Origin of the sequence: Kitasatospora purpeofusca (assembly GCF_036010405.1) — a bacterium.
Taxonomy (GTDB): Bacteria; Actinomycetota; Actinomycetes; order Streptomycetales; family Streptomycetaceae; genus Kitasatospora; species Kitasatospora purpeofusca.
The window spans coordinates 1,701,081-1,720,398 of record NZ_CP108561.1; the positions used below are offsets into that span (position 1 = coordinate 1,701,081).

At 72.0% G+C, this 19,318-nt stretch carries 20 protein-coding genes; 9 read left to right on the top strand and 11 right to left on the bottom strand.

The features are described from left to right. Positions 1-12: 12 nt before the first annotated feature. The 5 genes from OG715_RS07085 to OG715_RS07105 all read right to left on the bottom strand — a co-directional run bounded on the left by OG715_RS07085 (position 13) and on the right by OG715_RS07105 (position 5,293). Positions 13-885 (bottom strand): sulfurtransferase, encoded by an 873-nt coding sequence (locus OG715_RS07085; RefSeq protein ID WP_266276361.1) that lies wholly within the window; start codon positions 883-885, stop codon positions 13-15. 66 nt (positions 886-951) lie between these two features. Beyond that, positions 952-2,028: a class I SAM-dependent methyltransferase gene (locus OG715_RS07090; protein WP_266276359.1), complete on the bottom strand. Its 1,077-nt coding sequence runs from the start codon at positions 2,026-2,028 to the stop codon at positions 952-954. Positions 2,029-2,126: 98 nt separating this feature from the next. Further along, positions 2,127-3,788 carry a beta-N-acetylhexosaminidase gene (locus OG715_RS07095; RefSeq protein ID WP_266276357.1) on the bottom strand — a complete coding sequence of 554 codons (1,662 nt, stop codon included), beginning with the start codon at positions 3,786-3,788 and terminating at the stop codon, positions 2,127-2,129. Between the two features lie 80 nt (positions 3,789-3,868). Continuing rightward, a complete protein-coding gene (locus tag OG715_RS07100) occupies positions 3,869-4,204 on the bottom strand; it encodes a hypothetical protein (protein WP_266276355.1) in 336 nt (111 codons plus the stop codon). Positions 4,205-4,366: 162 nt separating this feature from the next. Continuing rightward, on the bottom strand, positions 4,367-5,293 hold the full coding sequence (locus OG715_RS07105; protein WP_266276353.1) for a polysaccharide deacetylase family protein: 927 nt from the start codon (positions 5,291-5,293) through the stop codon (positions 4,367-4,369). A gap of 185 nt (positions 5,294-5,478) precedes the next feature. Between OG715_RS07105 and OG715_RS07110 the strand changes: the two genes are divergently transcribed. Then, on the top strand, positions 5,479-6,333 hold the full coding sequence (locus OG715_RS07110) for an SAM-dependent methyltransferase (protein ID WP_266276351.1): 855 nt from the start codon (positions 5,479-5,481) through the stop codon (positions 6,331-6,333). Between the two features lie 98 nt (positions 6,334-6,431). Here the strand turns inward: OG715_RS07110 and OG715_RS07115 are convergent, their stop codons facing one another. Then, entirely contained in the window at positions 6,432-7,361 is a 930-nt protein-coding gene (locus tag OG715_RS07115; protein WP_266276349.1) for an Fpg/Nei family DNA glycosylase, read from the bottom strand. Positions 7,362-7,486: 125 nt separating this feature from the next. On the opposite strand from OG715_RS07115, the gene OG715_RS07120 reads away from it, so the two are divergent. The 4 genes from OG715_RS07120 to OG715_RS07135 all read left to right on the top strand — a co-directional run bounded on the left by OG715_RS07120 (position 7,487) and on the right by OG715_RS07135 (position 10,295). Next, entirely contained in the window at positions 7,487-7,984 is a 498-nt protein-coding gene (locus tag OG715_RS07120; protein WP_266276347.1) for an SRPBCC family protein, read from the top strand. A gap of 87 nt (positions 7,985-8,071) precedes the next feature. Next, entirely contained in the window at positions 8,072-8,737 is a 666-nt protein-coding gene (locus OG715_RS07125) for a hypothetical protein (protein ID WP_266276345.1), read from the top strand. A 95-nt stretch (positions 8,738-8,832) separates the two neighbouring features. Further along, on the top strand, positions 8,833-9,660 hold the full coding sequence (locus OG715_RS07130; protein WP_266276343.1) for a DsbA family protein: 828 nt from the start codon (positions 8,833-8,835) through the stop codon (positions 9,658-9,660). Next, positions 9,657-10,295 carry a vitamin K epoxide reductase family protein gene (locus tag OG715_RS07135; RefSeq protein ID WP_266276341.1) on the top strand — a complete coding sequence of 213 codons (639 nt, stop codon included), beginning with the start codon at positions 9,657-9,659 and terminating at the stop codon, positions 10,293-10,295. The genes OG715_RS07130 and OG715_RS07135 overlap by 4 nt, the downstream gene beginning before the upstream one ends. Positions 10,296-10,369: 74 nt before the next feature. Here the strand turns inward: OG715_RS07135 and OG715_RS07140 are convergent, their stop codons facing one another. The 5 genes from OG715_RS07140 to OG715_RS07155 all read right to left on the bottom strand — a co-directional run bounded on the left by OG715_RS07140 (position 10,370) and on the right by OG715_RS07155 (position 15,126). Beyond that, complete coding sequence (locus OG715_RS07140) at positions 10,370-11,572, bottom strand: tyrosine-type recombinase/integrase (protein WP_266276339.1); 1,203 nt, start codon at positions 11,570-11,572, stop codon at positions 10,370-10,372. A gap of 62 nt (positions 11,573-11,634) precedes the next feature. Next, positions 11,635-11,994 (bottom strand): helix-turn-helix transcriptional regulator, encoded by a 360-nt coding sequence (locus OG715_RS42370; RefSeq protein ID WP_353962760.1) that lies wholly within the window; start codon positions 11,992-11,994, stop codon positions 11,635-11,637. 727 nt (positions 11,995-12,721) lie between these two features. Continuing rightward, entirely contained in the window at positions 12,722-13,477 is a 756-nt protein-coding gene (locus OG715_RS07145) for a DUF317 domain-containing protein (protein ID WP_266276337.1), read from the bottom strand. A 59-nt stretch (positions 13,478-13,536) separates the two neighbouring features. Continuing rightward, positions 13,537-14,304, bottom strand: coding sequence for a DUF317 domain-containing protein (locus OG715_RS07150; protein ID WP_266276335.1), 768 nt, complete (start codon positions 14,302-14,304; stop codon positions 13,537-13,539). Positions 14,305-14,373: 69 nt separating this feature from the next. Further along, positions 14,374-15,126 (bottom strand): DNA-methyltransferase, encoded by a 753-nt coding sequence (locus tag OG715_RS07155; protein WP_266276333.1) that lies wholly within the window; start codon positions 15,124-15,126, stop codon positions 14,374-14,376. 434 nt (positions 15,127-15,560) lie between these two features. Here OG715_RS07155 and OG715_RS07160 point away from each other — a divergent pair, with 434 nt between their 5' ends. From OG715_RS07160 to OG715_RS07175, 4 genes are all read left to right on the top strand, one after another. Further along, a complete protein-coding gene (locus tag OG715_RS07160; RefSeq protein WP_266276331.1) occupies positions 15,561-16,673 on the top strand; it encodes a C40 family peptidase in 1,113 nt (370 codons plus the stop codon). An 87-nt stretch (positions 16,674-16,760) separates the two neighbouring features. Continuing rightward, on the top strand, positions 16,761-17,081 hold the full coding sequence (locus tag OG715_RS07165) for a DUF6112 family protein (protein WP_376002055.1): 321 nt from the start codon (positions 16,761-16,763) through the stop codon (positions 17,079-17,081). Beyond that, positions 17,082-17,768, top strand: coding sequence for a hypothetical protein (locus tag OG715_RS07170; RefSeq protein ID WP_266276329.1), 687 nt, complete (start codon positions 17,082-17,084; stop codon positions 17,766-17,768). It begins immediately after the preceding gene. Positions 17,769-17,855: 87 nt separating this feature from the next. Then, positions 17,856-19,262, top strand: a complete 1,407-nt coding sequence (locus tag OG715_RS07175; RefSeq protein WP_266276327.1) for an SCO6881 family protein — start codon at positions 17,856-17,858, stop codon at positions 19,260-19,262. The last annotated feature ends 56 nt before the right edge of the window (positions 19,263-19,318 follow it).

Consider the following 19,318-nt stretch of genomic DNA (forward strand, 5'->3'; position numbering starts at 1 on the left):
GGTGCCGCCCCGTCAGGCGCCCAGCGCCACCGGCGCCCGGACCAGTGAGCCGTACTCGGTCCACGACCCGTCGTAGTTCTTGACGTGCTCGAAGCCGAGCAGCTCGGTCAGCGCGAACCAGGTGTGCGCCGAGCGCTCCCCGATCCGGCAGTAGGCGATCACCTCCTGCTCCGGCCCGACGCCCCGCCCGCCGTACAGCTCCCGCAGCTCCTCCGCCGACCGGAACGTCCCGTCCTCCCTGGTCGCCTGCGACCAGGGGATGTTGACGGCGCCCGGGATGTGCCCGGGCACCTGGGCCTGCTCCTGCGGCAGGTGCGCCGGGGCCAGCGCCTCGCCCCGGTACTCGGCCGGCGAGCGGACGTCCACCAGCACCGCGTCCGAACCGGGCTTGGCGAAGACCTCCGCCTTCGCCAGGACCTCGTCCCGCATCGCCCGCACCTCCGGGTGCTCGGGCCCGGTCAGCCGGTACGGGCTGTGCTGGTGGTCCATCACCTCCGCCGTCAGCTCCCGCCCCTCCAGCTCCCACTTCTTGCGCCCGCCGTCCAGCAGCCGCACCGGGCCGAAGCCGCGCAGCCGCAGCAGCCAGTAGGCGTAGGCGGCGAACCAGTTGTTGTTGCCGCCGTACAGCACCACGGTGGTGTCCTGCTCGACCCCGGCCGCGCGCAGCAGGTGCTCGACGCCCGCGCGGTCCACGTAGTCGCGCCCGACCGGGCTGTGCAGATCGGTGGCCCAGTTCCAGCCGACCGCGCCGGGCACGTGGCCGCGCTCGTACGCGCCGTTGTCCTCGTCCACCTCGACCACGCGGAGCGTGCCGTCGTCGAGGTGCCGGGCCAGCCACTCGGTGCCGACCAGTGCCTCGGGGTGTGCGTAGCCGTTGCCGGTCATCGACGCCCTCCTTCGCTCGGGCCTCAGGGCCTGTACCCGCCGGGCCGCTCCCGGCCGGGGCGGGCGCTACGCCGCGACGGCCAGCCGCGCCACGTAGTACTGGTTGAGCGGATCGCCGTCGATCCGCGACACGTCCACCGAGCCGAACCCGGCCTCGGCGAGCATCCGGCGCGCGGTCTGCTCGCCCCAGACGGTGCCCAGCCCGGCACCGCCCTCGCCGAGCGAGACCGTCATGCAGTAGAAGGTCGAGAAGGTGTACAGCGCCGGGGCGAGCGGATGGTCGATGTTCTCCTCCAGCAGGCTGCTGGCGGCGACGTCGCCCATCAGGAAGACGCCCTCGGGCCGCAGCACCCCCGCGACGGCGCGCAGGGTGCGGTCGGGGCGGGCCAGGTCGTGGACCACGTCGAAGGCGGTGACCAGGTCGTACCCGCCGGTCAGGTCGGCCGAGTCGGCGAGCACGAAGCGGGCGTTGTCCAGTCCGTGCGCGGCGGCCTCGGCCTTGGCGGCGCCGATGCCCTGCTCGGAGATGTCCGTCCCGGTGAACCGGCTGGCCGGGAAGGCCCTGGCCAGGACGTTGACGGCGTGGCCCTGCCCGGTGCCGATGTCCACCGCGTCGATCCCGGCCCGCAGCCGCTCGGTGAGCCCGGGCACCAGCGGCACCACGGCGTCCACCAGCGCCAGGTCGTAGCCGGCCGCGCTCTCCTCGGCCTGGAGTGCCTGGAAGCGCGGGTAGGCCGAGTACGGCAGCCCGCCGCCGGTGCGGAAGGCCTCGACGATCCCGTCCTCGACCTCGCCGAACAGCGCCAGGTACTGCATCATCCCGCCCAGGTTCTCCGGCCCGGCCGCCCGGGTCAGCGAGGCGGCGTGCTCCGGCGGCAGCCGGTAGGTCTGCTGCCGCGGCTCGTACTCGACGAAGCCGCCGACCACCATCGCGCCCAGCCACTCCCGGACGTAGCGCGCGTCCAGTCCGGCCGCGGCGGCCACGTCCTCGACGGTCGACGGCGGCAGGCCGGCCATGGTGTCGAAGAGCCCGGTCCGGTGACCGAGGCTGGCCATGAATCCCAGGCAGGCGTCGTTGAGCACCTGCAGTACGCGACCCGCGAACTCCTCCTGCTCCGCCGGGTCCGGTTCCCGTTCGGACATCGTTCCTCCTGCGCCGTGTCGGGACTGCGCGAACCCTCCCCCGGCCACGCTACGCCGTTCGTGCGCGATCCCCCATCCCCGGCGGCCACCGGCGACCGCTACCGGGCGGGCCAGGGCACCTCGGGCCGCCGCTCGTAGGCGTAACCGGCGGCCTCCCAGCGGGCGCCCTCCTCGGCGAGGCGGACCTTGAACCGCCCCCAGTCGTGGCTGTCCCGGGGCGACCAGCCCAGCTCGGCGAGCGCGGGCAGCCGGGGCAGCAGCATCAGGTCGAGCTCGCCGGGGGTGTCCAGGGTCTCCGTCCACAGCGGGGCCTCGACGCCGACGACCGAGCCCGCCCGCAGCGGCAGCAGGGTGTCCGGGTCCCAGTCGTACGCGGTCCTGACCTCGATGGTGCCGGCCCAGACCAGGCCGAGCGGATAGGTCGACTCGTACTTCATGTCCAGGTAGCTGCGGCCGGACGGCGACATGATCACCTCGGCGCCGCGTTCGGTGGCCTCCCGCAGTTCGGTGTCGCGACCGGCCCGGCCGTCCCAGAACTGCAGCAGCCCGATCCCGCCCGGCGCGGTCTGGTTCCAGCCGGCCGGGGTCTTGCCGGCCGCCCGCACCTGCTCGCCGACCCGCCGGACGAACTCCGCGTACTCGGCCGGAGCCATCCGCTTCGCCTCGTCGCCGCCGAGGTGGAGGTAGGGCCCCGGGGTGAGCCGGGCCAGCTCGTCGACCACGTCCCGGGTGAAGGAGAACACCGCGTCACCGGTCGGGCAGAGCGTGGAGAAGCCGACCTCGATCCCGGTGTACGGCCAGGGCCGGGCGCTGCCCGTGCAGTCCAGCTCGGGGTAGGCGGCGAGGGCCGCGTTGCTGTGGCCCGGCAGGTCGATCTCCGGGACGACGGTCAGATAGCGCTCCTGCGCGTAGCGGACGATCTCCTGGTAGTCGGCCGCGGTGTAGTACCCGCCGGGGGTGCCGCCGACCTCGCTGGTCGCGCCCACCGCCGTCAGCGCGGGCCGGGCCGGGACCTCGATCCGCCAGCCCTGGTCGTCGGTCAGGTGCAGGTGCAGGCGGTTGAGCTTGTACAGCGCGAGGCGGTCGATGAAGCCCTTGACCTCGGCCGGGGTGAAGAAGTGCCGGGCCACGTCGAGCATCGCGCCCCGGTAGGCGTAGCGCGGGCGGTCCTCGACGGTGACCGGGGCGAGCGTCCACTCCGTGCCGTCGGCCACCTGGGTCGGACTCTCGATCCGCGGTGGCAGCAGCTGCCGGAGCGTCTGGGTGCCCCGGAACAGGCCCTCGGGGCTGCGGGCGGTGATCCGCACCCCGTCGGCGTCGGCGGTCAGCCGGTAGCCCTCGTCGCCGGTGGCTGCGGGGAGCGCGGGGTCGAGTGCCAGGGCGATGCCGCCGCCGTCGGCGGGTCCCTCCACCGGGAGGGGCAGTCCGGTGGGTCGGCGCAGCGCCTCGGCGAGCCGCTCGGCGATCCCCCGGACCTCCCCGGCCTGCCGTTCCACCGCCTCCGTGCCGGGCGCGGTCCGGATCACGGTGCGGTCGGTGAGCCGGTAGCCGGGTCCGCTGCCGGGGGTGACGGAGAGCGGCACCGGGACGATCCGGTCGGCGGTGCGCGGTCCGGCGGGGACGGGCCGGGCAGCGGTGGAGTCGTGGGGCGAAGCGAGCAGGCGCTGGAGGCCGAGGCTGGCGGCGGTCAGGGCGAGGACGCAGAGGATGGTCAGAAGTACGCGGGTCCGGGCGGACAGCCCGGCGATCGGTCTCGGCACTGCGGCTCCCGGTGTCGGTTCACCGGAATGGTCTCAACCAATCGCCGAACTGTCCCGTACTTCCACCGAAATCGGCCGCCTCAGGAGAACAGCACCGAGCGGAAGTGGAGCCGCCGGCCGTCCGAGGCGCCCGGGTCCAGCACCCGGTAGACGTCCCCGACGCAGCCGAACTCCAGGAAGGCGACGGCGCTCCCGCTGGTGCGGTTGACGGGTGCGTAGGCAGCGTCCTGGTCGGTGACTCCCTCGACGTCGACGCACTCCTCGGCCTTGGGGTCGACCAGTTCGCCGCGGTGTTCGGAGCCGTCGGCCCGGTAGGTGTAGCGGAACACGCCGTCGGCGGCGTTGGCGGAGACCGGGACGGCGAGGACGAGACCGATCGCGCTGGTGGCGGCGACCAGGACATTGCGGAGACGCATGACGGGGGACCTTTCGGGCGGTACTCGACGGCACCGGGGGAATAGTGCGATATCACCCTAAGGGCCCAAAAATTGGGGAAACGATTCTGCTAATCCATCCCTTCGGGTGGTTTATCCACTATTCGCGCGACCTTTTCGGCTCCGGTCCCATGTGCTCGCGACTCAGCCGGGCGGGGCGGTGAAGTGGTAGCCGGAGTCGATCAGCACCGGCAGGTACGCCTTCAGCGCCGCCACCGTCTGCGAACGGTCCCCGCCGCCGTCGTGGTTGAGCACGATCGAGCCGGGGCGGACGTCCTTGAGGATCCGGTCGGTGATCACGACCGTCCCCGGGCGGGCCCAGTCCCGGGGGTCGACCGACCAGGCCATCGGGCGCATGCCGAGCTCCGCGCTCACCTTCAGCGAGGCCGGGGACCAGTCGCCGCCCGGCGCCCGGAACCAGCTGGGCGCCTTCCCGGTGGTCCGGTGCAGCAGCTCGGAGGTGCGCTCCAGCTCCTCGCGGACCTTGGCCCCGGAGAGGCGGCGCAGGTCGGGGTGGGTCCAGGTGTGGTTGGCGATGTGGTGGCCCCGGGCGGCGATCTCCCGGACCAGATCGGGGTGCTCGACGGCGTTCTCGCCGATCAGGAAGAAGGTGGCCCGGATGCCGTGCTGCTCCAGCAGGGCCAGCACGGTCGGGGTGTGCCGGGGGTCGGGGCCGTCGTCGATGGTGAGCGCCACCACCCGCCGGTCGGCGTCGAGCTCGTACACCGGGCGGCTCTCGGCCTCCGTCAGCGCCCGCGCGGGCGCCGCCCCGGCCGGGGGCGCGGACGGTGAGGCGGCGGCGGGCGAGGGAGCGGAGGCGGGCGCGGCGGAGGCGGACGGCGCGGCGGCGGACGGGGCCGGGGACGGCTCGGCGGACGGCCCGGGGGCCGGAGCCGTGGGCGGCCCGTCGGCGGGCGGCTCCCCGGGCAGTGGGTCCGGACCCGCCGAACGGGCCGCGGCGGCGGCCCTGGCCACCTCCTCGGCCCGGCCGCACCCGGCGACCCCGAGCAGCGACATCCCCGCCGCGACCAGCAGCAACCTTCGCGAAGTAATCTGACGATCAGACAGCATGAACAAGCTGTCCCCCGTTCACGGCCCCGTCTCCCAGCGGCTGACCCGACCGGTCCGATCACCACCCCAACGGCCCAAGGCGGGCCCTGTGCACCGGCTGTTCGCCCACCCCGTGACCGGATCCCCGCCGGGCCCGCTAATCTGACCTCTCCCAGTGTGATGATCTGTCTTAAAAGGACGTGGCCATGACGACGAGTCAGGACTTCGCCGACCGGTCCGAGAACGATGCCGCCGAACTCAGCCAGTGGGAGAAGTACGGGGTGGACACCAGCACCCCGCACTCCGCCCGCGTCTACGACTACTGGCTGGGCGGAAAGACCAACTTCCCGCCCGACCGCGCCATGGGCCAGGCCATCGAGCAGGCCGTGCCCACCATGAAGGCGCAGGCCAAGGAGAACCGCGGCTTCCAGAAGCGCGCCGTGCGCCACCTCGCCGAGCGCTACGGCATCCGCCAGTTCCTCGACCTCGGCACCGGCATCCCCACCTCGCCGAACACCCACGAGATCGCCGAGTCGGTCAGCACCGGCACCCGGGTCGTCTACGTGGACAACGACCCGATCGTGCTGGCCCACGCCCGCGCGCTGATGGTCTCCACCCCGGCCAGCCGCACCACCTACATCCACGCCGACCTGGGCAAGCCCGCCGAGCTGCTGGCCGACCCGGCCCTCAACAGCACGCTGGACCTCGACCAGCCGGTCGGCATGCTGATGATCGCCGTGCTGATGCTGATCGCCGACGAGGACGACCCGTGGGCCAAGGTCGCCGCGCTGCGCGACGCCCTCCCCTCCGGCAGCTACCTCGCGCTCACCCACCCCACCCAGGACTTCAACGAGGCCGCCGTCGCCCAGGTGACCGCCTCCGCCCGCGCCGCCGGGATGACCCTGGTGCCGCGCAGCAAGGAGGAGGTCACCCGGTTCTTCGACGGCTGGGAGCTGATCGAGCCCGGCGTCGCCCCGGTGATGGCCTGGAACCCGGACGGCGAGCAGCCGGCCGACCCCTACGCGGCGTACTACTGGGGCGGCCTCGCCCGCAAGCCGTAGCCCGTCCTCGGCGTCCCGCCGGCCCCGCCTCCCACTCCGGAACGGGGCCGGCCGACGGCGCGCGGGCTTTCAGCAGCCGCACCGCTCCGACGGCCGCGCTACTTCAGCAGCCGGGAGAGCCGCCGGTCCGCGAGCGGCTTCCCCCCGGTCTGGCAGGTCGGGCAGTACTGCAGCGAGGAGTCCGCGAACGACACCTCCCGCACGGTGTCCCCGCACACCGGGCAGGGCTGCCCGGTCCGCCCGTGCACCCGCATGCCCAGCTTCTTCTCCGCCTTCAGCTCCCCCGCCGCCAGTCCGCGCGAACGCTCCACCGCGTCCCGCAGGGTCGAACCGAGCGCCTCGAACAGCCGCGCCGACTCCTCCTCCGAGAGATCGGCCGCCAGCTTGTACGGGGACATCCGCGCCACGTGCAGCACCTCGTCCGAGTAGGCGTTGCCCACCCCGGCCAGCACCGTCTGGTCCCGCAGCACGCCCTTGATCCGGCGGCGCTCACCGGCCAGCAGCGCCCGGAAGCGCGCCAGGTCGAAGTCCGGGTCGAACGGGTCCGGGCCCAGCCTGGCCACCCCCGGGACCTCCTCGGCCTCCCGCACCACGTACACCGCGAGCCCCTTCTTGGTGCCCGCCTCGGTGAGGTCGAAGCCGTCCCCGTCCGGGCCCTCCAGCCGCACCCGCAGCGCCAGCGGGTTGCGCCCGCCCGGCTTCGGCGGCTCCGTCGGCAGCTGCTCCCGCCAGCGCAGCCAGCCCGCCCTGGCCAGGTGGACCACCAGGTGCAGCCCGTCCGCCCCGCTGTCCACCGACCCGCTGTCCCCGGACCCGCTGTCCACGAACCCGCTGTCCAGGAACCCGATGTCCAGGAACTTCCCGTGCCGGACCACCGGGCCGACCGTCCGCCCGGCCAGCGCCGTCACCGGCGGGTCGTAGGTCTTGAGCGCGCTGATCGCCACCGGCCGCACCTCGGCGACCACCCGCCCGGTCAGCCGTTCGGACAGGAAGGCGGTCAGGGCCTCGACCTCGGGCAGCTCCGGCATGTGCCCAGTCTCGCCCGGCCGCCCGCCGTCCGCCTCCTCGGCCGCCCGCTGCTTTGCCCGGGGCGGCCCCGCGGCGCAGTCTGGAGGGGCGGCCCGCGCGCCAACCCGAGGAGGTCCGGCCGGCCATGAGCACGCTGGAGGAGCAGATCGACATCGACGCCCCCGTCCTGGCGGCCTGGGAGCAGCTGCACCGCGTCCACGAGTACCCGCGCTTCGTCGACGGCGTCCGCACCGCCCAGCCGCACGGCCGCAACCTGGCCCACCTCGGGGTGGCAATCGCCGGTGCCGAACGGGACGTCGAGACCGAGATCACCGACCGGGGCCGGGGCCGGGTGATGGCCTGGCGCACCCTGGACGGTCCGGAGCTGCACGGCGCCTTCGCGCTGCGCCCGCTCGACGCGGCGCACACCCGGGTGCAGGTCCGGGTCGAGTACGACCCGGGGGCGCTCCGGGAGGCGTTCGGCGGGCCCGGTGGTTTCGCGCTGGCCGGGGCGATCGAGCGGACCGTCCGGACCGACCTGGAGGCGTTCCGGGAGCTGGTCGAGGCCCGGGTCGCGGCCGCCGCGGAACCGCCCGAGCCGGTCGTCGAAGCACCCGGCACCGTCACCATAAACGGCATATAAGCCCAGCTCAGGACCGTTGGTGAGGATCTTCACAGCGGGCCCCGGTGCCACTCGTTCGGGTTTCAACCTGTGGCACACTCGGGACTCATGAACTGTGCCCGGGACACCAGGACGCTGCGCGCGGCGGTCTTCGCCGCGCTGCTCGTGCTGCTCGCCGGGCTCGGCCAGGTGCTGGTCACCGGCCGCCCGCTGCCGCTCGGCACGCTGGCGGTGGCCGGGGTCGCCGTCTTCGCGGTGGCCTTCGCGCTGTCCGGTCGCGAGCGCGGCTACCGGGTCGTCGCGGCGGTCTTCCTGCCGCTGGAGCTGGGCCTGAGCGCCCTGTTCGACCTCGCCCAGTCGACCTGCCCCTCGCTGCCCCCCGGCGCCGCCCGGGGCCTCGAACCGCTGCTGTGCGGCGGCGGCTCGCTCGGCGGCCTCCTGCTCGGCCACGGCCTCTCCCGGCCGGTCGGGCTCGCCCTGCTGCTGCTCCTGCACACCGCGCTCGCGCTGGCCGCCGCCTACTGGCTGCGCAGCGCCGACGCCGCGCTGTCCGGGCTGGCCCGCACGGCGCGGATCCTCGGCGACTTCGCCCGGCGCTTCCCCGCCGCGGCCGGCCACTGGCTGGCGCTGCTGACCGCACCGCTGCCGGCCCGTCCGGTGGCGCGGGTGCCGTTCCCCCGGGCCAGCCGGGTGCTGGTCCCCGCCGAGTCCGTCCGGCTCCGGCCCGCCGTCCGGCGCGGCCCGCCCGCGCGGCTGCCGGCGCCCGCCCGCTAGGCGACCCGCGGACCCTCCCGGTCCCCCGGTCCCCGGCCGGCCGTGCGCCCGACGCGCCCGCACGCCCCGCCACGAGCACCAGGACGACCTCCACCATGAGCACCTCCCCCAAGAAGAGCACCACGCCCGGCGACCGGAAGGCCGCCCGCCGGGCCGCCACCGAGCAGATGCGCCGGGAGCGCGAGCAGGCCGAGCGCTCGGCCCGGATCCGCCGCCGGGCCGTGGTCGGCACCGCCTCCGCCGTCCTGATCGCCCTCGCCGCGGGCGTCGCCTTCGCCGTCGGCGGCTCGACCGGCTCCGGCGGCGGCTCCGGTTCCGCCGACACCTCGGGCCCGCTGGTCGTACCGGCGAACGCGAGCGGCGCGGACGGCACCGTGGTCACCTACGGCAAGGCGGACGCCCCGCACACGCTGGAGGTCTACGAGGACTTCCGCTGCCCGTTCTGCGAGCAGCTGGAGACCACCACCGGCCCGACCGTCCAGCAGCTCGCCGACGCGGGCAGCTACAAGATCGAGTACCACCTGGCGACCTTCCTCGACCAGGGCCTCGGCGGCAAGGGCTCGCGCACCGCGCTGGCCGCCGCCGGTGCGGCGCTGAACGAGGGCGTGGACAAGTTCAAGCAGTTCCACGACGTGCTCTACGCCAACCAGCCGGACGAGCGCGACGACGCCTTCGCCGACGTCAACCACCTGCTCGACCTGGCCGACAAGGTGCCGGGCCTGAAGACCGACGGCTTCGTCAAGGCGGTCCGCGAGGGCACCTACCTGCCCTGGGCCGGCCAGGTGAACAAGGCCTTCGACAAGAGCGGCGTCACCGGCACCCCGACCGTCCGCCTGGACGGCAAGAAGCTCGACGTGTTCTCCGGCGGCAAGGCCGTCTCGCCCGAGCAGTTCACCGCGATGGTCAAGCAGGTGACCGGATGACGGCCCCCGCCCCCGTCGGCACCCCCACCGGCACCGCCCGGCCCGGGTACGGCGCGAGCCGCCCGTTCGCCCTGCTGTTGGTGATCGGCGGCGCGCTCGGGCTGTTCGCCTCGGCGGTCCTCACCCTGGACAAGATCCGGCTGCTGAAGGACCCGTCCTACGTCCCGAACTGCAACATCAATCCGATCATCAGCTGCGGCTCGATCATGCGCAGCGACCAGGCCGAGGCCTTCGGCTTCCCCAACTCGCTGCTCGGCCTGGTCGGCTTCGCCGTGGTGATCGCGATCGGCGCCGGACTGCTGGCCGGCGCCACCTACCGGCGCTGGTTCTGGCTGGGCCTCCAGGCCGGCACGGTCTTCGGGATCGGCTTCGTGACCTGGCTGATGTACCAGGCGCTGTACCGGATCGGCGCGCTCTGCCCGTTCTGCATGGTGGTCTGGACGGCGATGATCCCGCTGTTCTGGTACACCACCCTGCACAACCTGCGCACCGGCGTCGTCCCGGTCCCCCGCGCCCTGCGCCCGGTCGTCCGCGAGGCGGCCCGCTACCACTGGGCCGTCCCGGCCCTCTGGTACGCGGTGATCGCCCTGCTGATCCTGAACCGCTTCTGGTACTACTGGCGGACGCTTCTGTGAACCGTGCTGACCTGCGCAAATATCGCTGAATCAACCCGGCGGGGCATTTTCGGGGCACATTGGCCCCGCCGGGCTTACACAGCCGTCAGATCCCCGCCCGGAGCGGGCACATCAGCCGCAAACAGCGCCCTGCTGATCGCGGCGCGTGCCCGCTCATCACTCTTGGGCATGAGGTGCACGTAGGTCCGCAGAGTGAAGGCCTCGTCGGCGTGCCCCAGGTATGCGGCGAGGTCCTTGATCGAGCAGCCGCCGTCGACCAGTGCGGCAGCGAAGGCGTGCCGTAGGGCGTGCATACCGTCCTCCGGCGATGCCTCGAACTTCTGCGCCCTGATCGGCGGCGGGATCACGCCCGCAGTGACAAGTGCCGGCTTCCAGACCGTCAGATTGAACCTGGATCGGTGAAGCGCACCCCCATCGAGATCCGTGAACAGGAGACGAAATGACTTCGCCTTTGCCGCTGCGGTGGCCCACGGGAGCGCGACGCGCACCGGGGGGAAGTCGGCAATGTGCTGAGCCAGCTTTTCGGCGAGAACGTCATCCATCGGAACTTCGCGCGTCTTTCCTCCCTTCGGAAGAGCGAACACCTTGGCACCGGTCCCGAGAAGCTTCACCTGCTGGCGAATTCTGATTATGCGACGACGGAAGTCGATGTCAGACTCCGCGATTCCGAATATCTCGCCCTGTCGAAGCCCCGCACCGAATCCGATCCACCCTGCTGCACGGAATCCCTCGGGCAGCCCGAGAATAACCGAATGGACTCTATGGAACTCCCACGGAACCAGCTGCCTGGGAGGAATTTTCGGCTTTTTCACAGAACGCGATTGGCAAGGATTCCTCTTGATTAGTCGATCTTCAACAGCAGCCGAGAAGATCGATGAAAGAGCAATGAAGAGATTATATCGGTATCCGATCGAAATTCCCTTGGCTTCCAACTGCTTGAGGAAAGCCTGGACGATAGACGGGCGACGCTCCACTTCGCCGAGCTCAAAGTCCCCCATTCCGGGGATGATGTGGATCCGCACATATCTTTCGCGATTCTCGGCGGTCGATTCGTCTCCACCCTGAACCGAGAGCCACTCGGAGGCCCATGCCTTGACCGTGGTTCGCGAGTCCCGGGGGTCGACGTAGTCGCCTTCCGCGAGGTCGTTGGTGATCGCTGCTGCATGGCGCTCCGCCTCACCCTTGTCCTCGAACCGCTTCTTCGGTAGCGCCACGCCCGCGTTGTTCCAGCCCCGCACCTCCCATCGGCTGCCGATACCGTGAGCGACCGTGGGCACCCTCCGATGCTCTCGGCACATCTTCTCGCCGGGTCGTGGATGACTTTTGTGATGGCGGTCACTTACATGAGCTTTCCCCATGCTGATTCCTTCCGCTTCTCATACGCCTCGGAACGGCGCGGGCCAGTGGCCCGCCGAAGTCCCGGAACGAATCCGTCGGCCGCCCCGCAGGACAGAAAGGTTCCAACATCTGACAGTCGGTAACGCACGCGGCCTCCGATGCGACCAAGGCGGATCGGTCTGGGTCCCTTACCTTGCGAGCGCCAGTTCCGGAGTGTCTTCGGGCGTATACCGATCAGCGCGGCTGTCTCTTCCGTCGTCAGGTAACGATCGCCCTGACCGACACGCTCTCCGACAGTGCCAAACTCTGTCTTACTGAGCTGTCGCGCCGCCTTCAGAGGCTCCCTACCGCGCAGTGTCATTCCTTTCCCTAGAGGCGTGATCGCGTGATCTACGACGACAAGCTATGCCAGGTCGTATCCATGATCCAAGCGATCTCAGAGTTATTTTCAGGAATCCGCAAGTCTTCAGCACCCTCCGCGGGTGGACCGCGCCCGCCCGCGCCCACGGCATCCCCGGACCTCGTCGGTGACCCCGTCCAGGACCGCGTTCTTGAGTCCGCCAGGATGGGCCGCCTGGTCGTCATGCCGTCGGCCTCGGACTCCAGGTCTTCCTCACCACGGCCCTCGACGTCACCACCGATCCGACCTCAGCGACCGACCAATCACCAAGGCCCATCACCAGAGGCCTGGGCGCCTGGGTGCGCGGGCGGGGTCCCGCGGCCTGAGTCAGCGTTGGAGCGTGGGATTTGAAGTGCGGGTTCGCGCCGACTGCCCTGGGCGGACAGGTGTGGTGGTAGCCCAGGCTATGCAGGTGACTGTGGACGATCCGCTGCCACGAACGGGTTTTGGCCGCGAGTGAGCGCTGGACGTCCAGGGGGGGCTGGGTGGCGGCGGAACAGCCGGGGTTACGGCGGCCTGGTGCTCTGCGGAGTGGGTGAGTTCGCCGCGGGGAGTTCAGCGCTGTGGACAGGTGGCGGGCCGCGGCCATCACCACCTCGACCGACGTGGCCCGGAGTGACGGTGACGAGGGTGTCGGGAGTCAGGGCCCGGCTTCCGGAGGGCCGGGCCTCCGAGATGTGGTCACCACTCACGGTCGGGCCTGCGGACGGCGGCGGGCCACCGGGTGGGTGCGCAGGAGGGAGCGGTGGAGCATGGGGATCTGGGAGGCGCGGCGCTCGTAGCGGCCGGGGTCGGTGACGGTGCGTACCGCGGCGAGGAGGACGGCGGTCGGGGTGTAGCGGCTGAACTCGGCGTGCCACCAGTCGTCCTGGTGGCCGCGGGCCCCGGCGCGGAGGTTGAAGACGGTGTCGAGCGGGTCGCTGTCGGAGCGTTCGAGGTAGCGGTGGAGACGCAGGGCGGCGGTGCCGTCGGGGTTGTCGAGGGTGAGGGTGGTGCGCAGGTCGCCGGCGCGGATCCAGTGGTGGGCGCGCGTGGTTTCGGCATCGAGGGCATCCGCGGTGTCGACGGCCGGGTGGTCGTGTCCCCAGAGCTGCCGGTCGCGTTCGGCGTCGGTGGTCTGGGCGAGGGCGTGGGCGAGGCGGCGGGCTGCGGCCGTCACGACCTCGGCCGGGGTGCGGGCGTCGAACGTGGCGTGCCATTCGAGCTGGCTGGCGGGGTGGCTCAGGGAGGCCATCGTCCAGCGGGGCGTTCCGGCGTCCAGGTCGAGGGTCAGCAGGACGGGGTGCTGCTGGTGCGCGGCGACGAGCTGGTTGTCGACCGGCGTCAGAGTCCAGTCCTCGCGTCCCTTGGCGAACGTGTGCAGGGCGTGCGGGGCGTCGCCGGGGCCGGCGAGGTACCCGGGGTGTACGACCATCGGCATGTCGTGGGCGGGCGGCGGCGTCATGGGTGCTCCAGAGGGGTGGGGGCGGCCCCGGTGTTCCGGGGCCGCCCTGGGTGCGGGTTCTACAGCAGGCCGGCGGCGCGTTCGGCCTTGAGGAGCGCGGCGATCTTGCGGGCCCGCGCGGTGCCGACGGGGATGCCGCGGGCGCGCACGCCCTCGGCCAGGGCCGTGGCCGAGGTGCGTCCGGTCTCGGCGACGACCTCGCGGGCTGCGGCGAGCAGGGTCTCCAGCGGCGCGTTCGCACGGTCGCCGTGCGGGCAGTCGGCCGTCTCCGGTGCGAAGGCGCAGGTGGGGTGTTCGTCGAGCGGGTGGCAGGCCGCAGCGATGAGGTGGGCAGGCGTTGCCGCGTCGAAGTGGGCGTGCCAGCGGCGTCCGTCGTGCAGGCCCCACAGCCGCCACCCCGCTCGGGTGAGGTAGGTGCGGTCCAGGCCGAAGGCCCGGGGGCAGCCGCACCGGGCGGGCGACGTGGCGCCGGGGCAGCGCCTGGCCGGGGCCAGGAGGTCGTCCGGGTCCTCGACGACCGGTCCCACGAGCGCGCGCTGCTGGTCGTAGCGGTCGGGCTGCGCGAGGTCGTGGGCGAGCGCGCACATCAGCGAGCCGATGACGGCGTCGGGGGCGGTGTCGTCGAAGCGGGCGCGCCACAGCGGCTCGCCGGTCGGCCCGTTGTAGGCGGCGACGGTGACGGCGTTGTCCCAGGCGGGTGTCGACGGGAAGTGCAGTCGCACCCGCTGGCAGGGGCTGGCGAACACCTCTCCGCCGTCCGGGAGCTGGTGCAGGCTCCAGCCGTCGAAGCAGTCCTCGTCCGGGGCTTCGGGCTCGGCGGCGGGCATGGCGGGGCAGTTGCTGGGCAGGTCGGCTCCAAGATCGGTATGGGGCGGTGCGCGCAGGAGCGGGGCGGGCTACGCGGGCTGCGCGGCGGTTTCCTCGGCGGCGAGCTTGGCCTCGGCGAGGCGCTGCTCGGCGATGTCGGCGTAGTGGTCGGTGAGTTCCACACCGAGGAAGGAGCGGCCTTCGAGGAGGGCGGCGACCCCGGTGGAGCCGGATCCGGCGGTGAAGTCGAGGATCCGGCCGCCGGGCGGGCAGATCTGCACCAGCTCGCGCATCATCGCGACGGGCTTCTGCGTGATGTGCTGGCGCTTGGATCCGCTGGGCTGGCTGCCCTCCAGAAGGCCCTTGAGGTAGACGGGGTTGCGGTCGCCGTCCATCGCTCCCTTGGAGCCCCAGACCACGAACTCCGCGTTCTGGGTGAAGCGCCCCTTCTGCGGGCGGGCGGCCGGCTTGTACCAGGGCACGATGCCGCGCCACAGCCAGCCGCCGGCCTGCATCGCGTCGGTCGTGGTCGGCAACTGCCTCCAGTCGGTGAAGATGCAGGCAGTGGCGCCGTCGACGCTGATCCGGTAGGCCTCGGCGAGCAGCTGGGACAACCAGAAACCGTAGCTCCTTTGGTCCTTGTTCTCGCCGGGGAAGTCCGGCAGGACACGCTTGGAGCCCGCGGTCGTGTACTTGTCGCGGGCGGACCGGCCGACGCGCTCCTGGGTGGTGCGGCCTCCGCTGTTGTAGGGCGGGTCACAGATCACGCAGTCGACCGCGCCGCTCGGCAGCTCGGTCAGGCGGGTCAGGGCATCGCCCCGGTAGAGGGTGTAGTCGGGCAAGGAACCTCGCAGGGTGGGGGCCAATGGGCGACGCTTTGGCCTTTCGGCGGCGCACAGAAAGGCCCGCGGCGTGGTACGCCGGCGGGCCTGGAGAGACCATAGGCGCCGCAATATCTCCCGTGCAAGGAATTGACGGATACTCGCGGATATCCGTGAATTCCTTGCACGGGAGATATGCGGGCCCTTAGCGTGTTCACCGACGCCGAGAGCGCCTTGACCAGCACTGATGGAAGCTGGAACTTCCGCCGGTTACTGCGGGCGCCTATCTCTCGGGTGTCATTCGACCCTCTCACCGCTGCGTCGGGACGCCTTTGGACGAGCCGCCCGCGCACCACATGATCGGAGTTCCACGTGACGGGAATCCACCTGTCCTTCTGCTCTTTCGCCCGCTCGCCGGGCGCCGGCCGAAAGGGTGCAGCCGACCGGCGGACCGCTTGAAGAAGGTCGCCGCCGGTCTCGGCGTCGCCGTTCTCCTGACCCCGTTCGCGTTGATCCTTCCCCTGGCGATCGTCACCGCCAAGGACGCCTCCGCCGCGTGCTCGGCCTCGGGCAGTCCACAGGCTGTGGATGCGGCGGCGGTCGAGGCGGCGGTCAAGCAGATCCTGGGCGGCCAGGTCGGGCCGACCGCTCCGGTGCCGGGCCTGGATCTGCCGAGCGTGCAGATCCCGATGGCCAAGCAGATCGTGGCCACCGGCGTTGCCCTGCAGGTCCCTTCCCGGGGCCAGGTGATCGCGCTGGCCACCGCCATGCAGGAGTCGCGGCTGCGGAACCTGAACGGCGGCGACCGCGACTCGCTAGGCCTCTTCCAGCAGCGCCCGTCCCAGGGCTGGGGATCCGCCGAGCAGATCATGGACCCGGTGTACGCGAGCACGTCCTTCTACAAGGCACTGCTCAAGGTGAAGGGCTGGCAGGAGATGCCGCTCACCGTCGCCGCGCAGGAGGTGCAGCGCAGCGGGTTCCCCGACGCCTACGCGCAGTGGGAGACGCTGGCCATCGCCCTGCAGCAGGCGGTCGGCGCTTCGATCGGCGCCCCGGCGACAGGCACTTCGCCCGTCGGCGGTGCCGGGTCGTGCACACCGCCGGGTACGGACACCGACTGGGGCTTGATCCCGGCGGGCGCTCTGCCGCCCGGCTACCAGATCCCCGCCGATATGCCGCCGGCCGTCCAGTCCGCGATCCGTTGGGCGCTGGGCCAGTTGGGCACACCGTACCAGTGGGGCGGGCTGTGCACCGACAGCCACGGTCCGGACCCGATGGGCCGCTGCGACTGCTCCAGTTTGATGCAGCAGGCGTACAAGACCGGCGGCGTCACCCTCGCCCGTGTCACCTACGACCAGGTCAAGCAGGGCTCAGTGGTCACGCTCGGCGACCTGCGGGCCGGCGACCTGCTGTTCACCGAGCCCGGCCCAAAGGGGCCCGAGCACGTGGGCATGTACATCGGTTCCGGCCTCGTCGTGCACGCCCCGCACACGGGTGACGTGGTGCGGATCGCTCAGTTCAGTGCGTGGAAATCCGGCGTGACCGACATCCGCCGCATTGCCCCCTGAGCTTTCGCGTCTCCCCCTTTTTCTCTTGCGCCGCGACGGCGCCGCTCCGCGCTCTCGCGCGCCCAAATCCCCTTCTGGAGAACCCGTTTGTCGTCGCTCATCCTTGCCGCCGAGGCGGTCTCCCACCTCGCCTATGATCCGGGTGTCGCCCCGGCCGAGGGCGGTCTGCCGGGCCTCGCGGTCCTCAAGCAGGTCGTCAGCAGCATCAACCTCTTCGCCGTGATCGCGACCGTCGGCGCGATGTGCGTCGCCGGCGTCGTCTGGGCCTGGGGCCACCACAGCGGCAGCCACGGAGCCGAGCAGAAGGGCAAGCAGGGCGCCATGGTCGCCGGCGGCGTCGCCCTGCTCCTCGGCGCCGCCAACGGCCTGGTCGCGTTCTTCTCGGCGCTCGGGACGCAGGTCAAGTAAGTGCCCAAGCCCCTTTCCACCAGCGGCGGGTCGCCCTTGCGGAACCGACTGCTGATCGGACTGGGCGTGCTGCTGGTCGTCGGCCTGCTGGCCGGGCTCCTCGCCCGGCTGGCAGGCGGCGGCCACACCGTCCCTCCCCCGGCCGGCCCCTCGCCCGCCGCCCGCCCTGATCCCACACCCGCCGCACCGGTCGGACCGCCGGACACCCTGCCCGCGGAAGCGGGCCCCACCGTCGCCCGGCCCCCGCACACCACCAGCCCAACCGACTTCGCTGCGGCGTTCGCCCAGACACTGTGGACCTACGACGCCCGCACGGTCACCCAGCAGGGCTTCGTCTCCGGCCTGCGGCTGTGGCTCACCCCGGAGATCGAGTACGCCGACGGCGCCTCCGTCGAGGGCCAGGTGCCGGACCCGGTGCTGTGGTCCCGGCTGCGCGACAACGCCCAGACCTCCACGGCCCGCGACATCGAGGCCCACGTCCCGGCGACCTACGCCCAGGCCATCGCGAAGGACCCGACCGCCCTCACCAAGGCGTACATCTACGCCGTCACCGTCACCGGCAAGGTCGACATCGCCTGGAGCGACGGCGGCCGGGGCGCCGAGGCCCGGGCGCTGACCCTCGCCGTCCAGTGCCGCCCGGGCAAGGAGTGCGCGCTCGCCGCCATCGCCCCCACCGTCTATCCCTGACCCCCGTCCCGTCTCACATAGGAGGAGACCATCGGATTTTGTGATCTTCCGGGTGCGGGGTTGTTGTGCGACACCGTCGTCGGCGGCGTGTCCGACTCCATCACCTCCAGCATCGGCAACTGGATCGCCAAGAGCGCCGGCGACCTCGCGAAGTCGGCCGTCGACCTCGCCAGCCGAGCTGTCGACCAGACCACCAACGTCGACCTCGGCGCCGACTGGTTCCGCACCAACTACGCCCTCATCCTGCCCATCGCCTTGACCATGATCGTGATGACCTTCACGCTCCAGTTGGTGCGGGCCGCCTGGAGACGGGACGGCCAGGCTCTCGGGCAGGCCGTCACCGCCACCATCAGCTCGGTGTTCTTCGCGATGTGCGCGATCTCCTTCACCAGCGTCGCCCTGGTGGTCGTCGACGCACTGTCGCGCGGGCTGTTCACCATCGCCAACTCCTCGATGGACGACGCGGTGCGGCGCCTCGTCAAGGTCAGCATGATCACCATCACGACCCCGCTGGGCTGGGCCGTCCCCTCCCTGGTAGCGCTCGGCTGCGCCGTCGGCGCGATCCTCTACTGGGGAATGATGATCTTCCGCAAGGTGTCGATCCTCGTCCTGGTGATCCTCGCGCCGTTCGCTGCCGCGGGCGGCCCGTGGAAACCGACCCGCGACTGGAAGCGCCGCTGGGTGGAGGCGACCGCCACGGTCGTGTTCTCCAAGCTCGTGATGACGATCATCATGCTGGTCGGCGTGTCCGCCCTCGGGAAGTCCGACACCAAGGACGGCATACAGGCGCTTAGCGACATCATCGCCGGCCTGGTCGTCATGGCCCTGGTCCTCCTGTCGCCCTTCATGATCTACAAGTTCGTCCACTGGGCCGGCGACGGGCAGTCGCACGACCTCCACCGCTCGACCGCCGCCGGCCTGCAGGTCGCGAGCGCCGCCGCCAAGAAGGGCGGACAGATGGCCATGGGCGCAGGCGGCGGAGCCGCCGCAGGGGCCGGAGCCGGTGCCGCCGGATCGACCCCGCAGGGCCCGTCCCAGGTCCCGGGCATGCAGTCCGGCGCTGCCGGCTCGGCCAGCGGCGCCGCACCGCAGGGTCCCGGAGCGGTCGGACTCGTCAAGGCCGCGCCCACCTCGTTCAAGTACGGGCAGGAGCGCAGCGGCGACGGTGACGGCGGCGTTCCGCTGACCAGCCGCTCCGACCGCGCCGACGGTGACAAGGGCCGCCCGCTCGTCACCCGTGCCGGATCCCCCGGCGCCTCCGCGCCTTCGGGTGGCTCCTCCGCCGCGGCAGCCCACGCGGCGGCCGGCTCCCCTGCCCTGAAGACCTCGGGCACGGCAGCTCCGGCTTCCTCCGCCGCGGCACCCGCCGCTCCTGCCTCCGCCGGGCCGGCCTTCGATCCCGTGATCGCGCAGCCCTCCGGGCCTTCCGCCGCAGGCGCGGTCTCCGGCGCCGGTCAGCGTTTCACGTTCCCCCAGCGCCCGCCGTCCCCCTGACGGCCCGGCGGCTCAGCCCGCCCTGCGCTTCCCCCTCCCGCCCCCTATGCAGAAAC

Coding starts and splice junctions, on each gene's coding strand:
- OG715_RS07085 (WP_266276361.1), bottom strand. CDS start 885: ATGACCGGCAACGGCTACGCACACCCCGAGGCACTGGTCGGCACCGAG.
- OG715_RS07090 (WP_266276359.1), bottom strand. CDS start 2,028: ATGTCCGAACGGGAACCGGACCCGGCGGAGCAGGAGGAGTTCGCGGGT.
- OG715_RS07100 (WP_266276355.1), bottom strand. CDS start 4,204: ATGCGTCTCCGCAATGTCCTGGTCGCCGCCACCAGCGCGATCGGTCTC.
- OG715_RS07105 (WP_266276353.1), bottom strand. CDS start 5,293: ATGCTGTCTGATCGTCAGATTACTTCGCGAAGGTTGCTGCTGGTCGCG.
- OG715_RS07110 (WP_266276351.1), top strand. CDS start 5,479: ATGACGACGAGTCAGGACTTCGCCGACCGGTCCGAGAACGATGCCGCC.
- OG715_RS07115 (WP_266276349.1), bottom strand. CDS start 7,361: ATGCCGGAGCTGCCCGAGGTCGAGGCCCTGACCGCCTTCCTGTCCGAA.
- OG715_RS07120 (WP_266276347.1), top strand. CDS start 7,487: ATGAGCACGCTGGAGGAGCAGATCGACATCGACGCCCCCGTCCTGGCG.
- OG715_RS07125 (WP_266276345.1), top strand. CDS start 8,072: ATGAACTGTGCCCGGGACACCAGGACGCTGCGCGCGGCGGTCTTCGCC.
- OG715_RS07130 (WP_266276343.1), top strand. CDS start 8,833: ATGAGCACCTCCCCCAAGAAGAGCACCACGCCCGGCGACCGGAAGGCC.
- OG715_RS07135 (WP_266276341.1), top strand. CDS start 9,657: ATGACGGCCCCCGCCCCCGTCGGCACCCCCACCGGCACCGCCCGGCCC.
- OG715_RS42370 (WP_353962760.1), bottom strand. CDS start 11,994: ATGACACTGCGCGGTAGGGAGCCTCTGAAGGCGGCGCGACAGCTCAGT.
- OG715_RS07145 (WP_266276337.1), bottom strand. CDS start 13,477: ATGACGCCGCCGCCCGCCCACGACATGCCGATGGTCGTACACCCCGGG.
- OG715_RS07150 (WP_266276335.1), bottom strand. CDS start 14,304: ATGCCCGCCGCCGAGCCCGAAGCCCCGGACGAGGACTGCTTCGACGGC.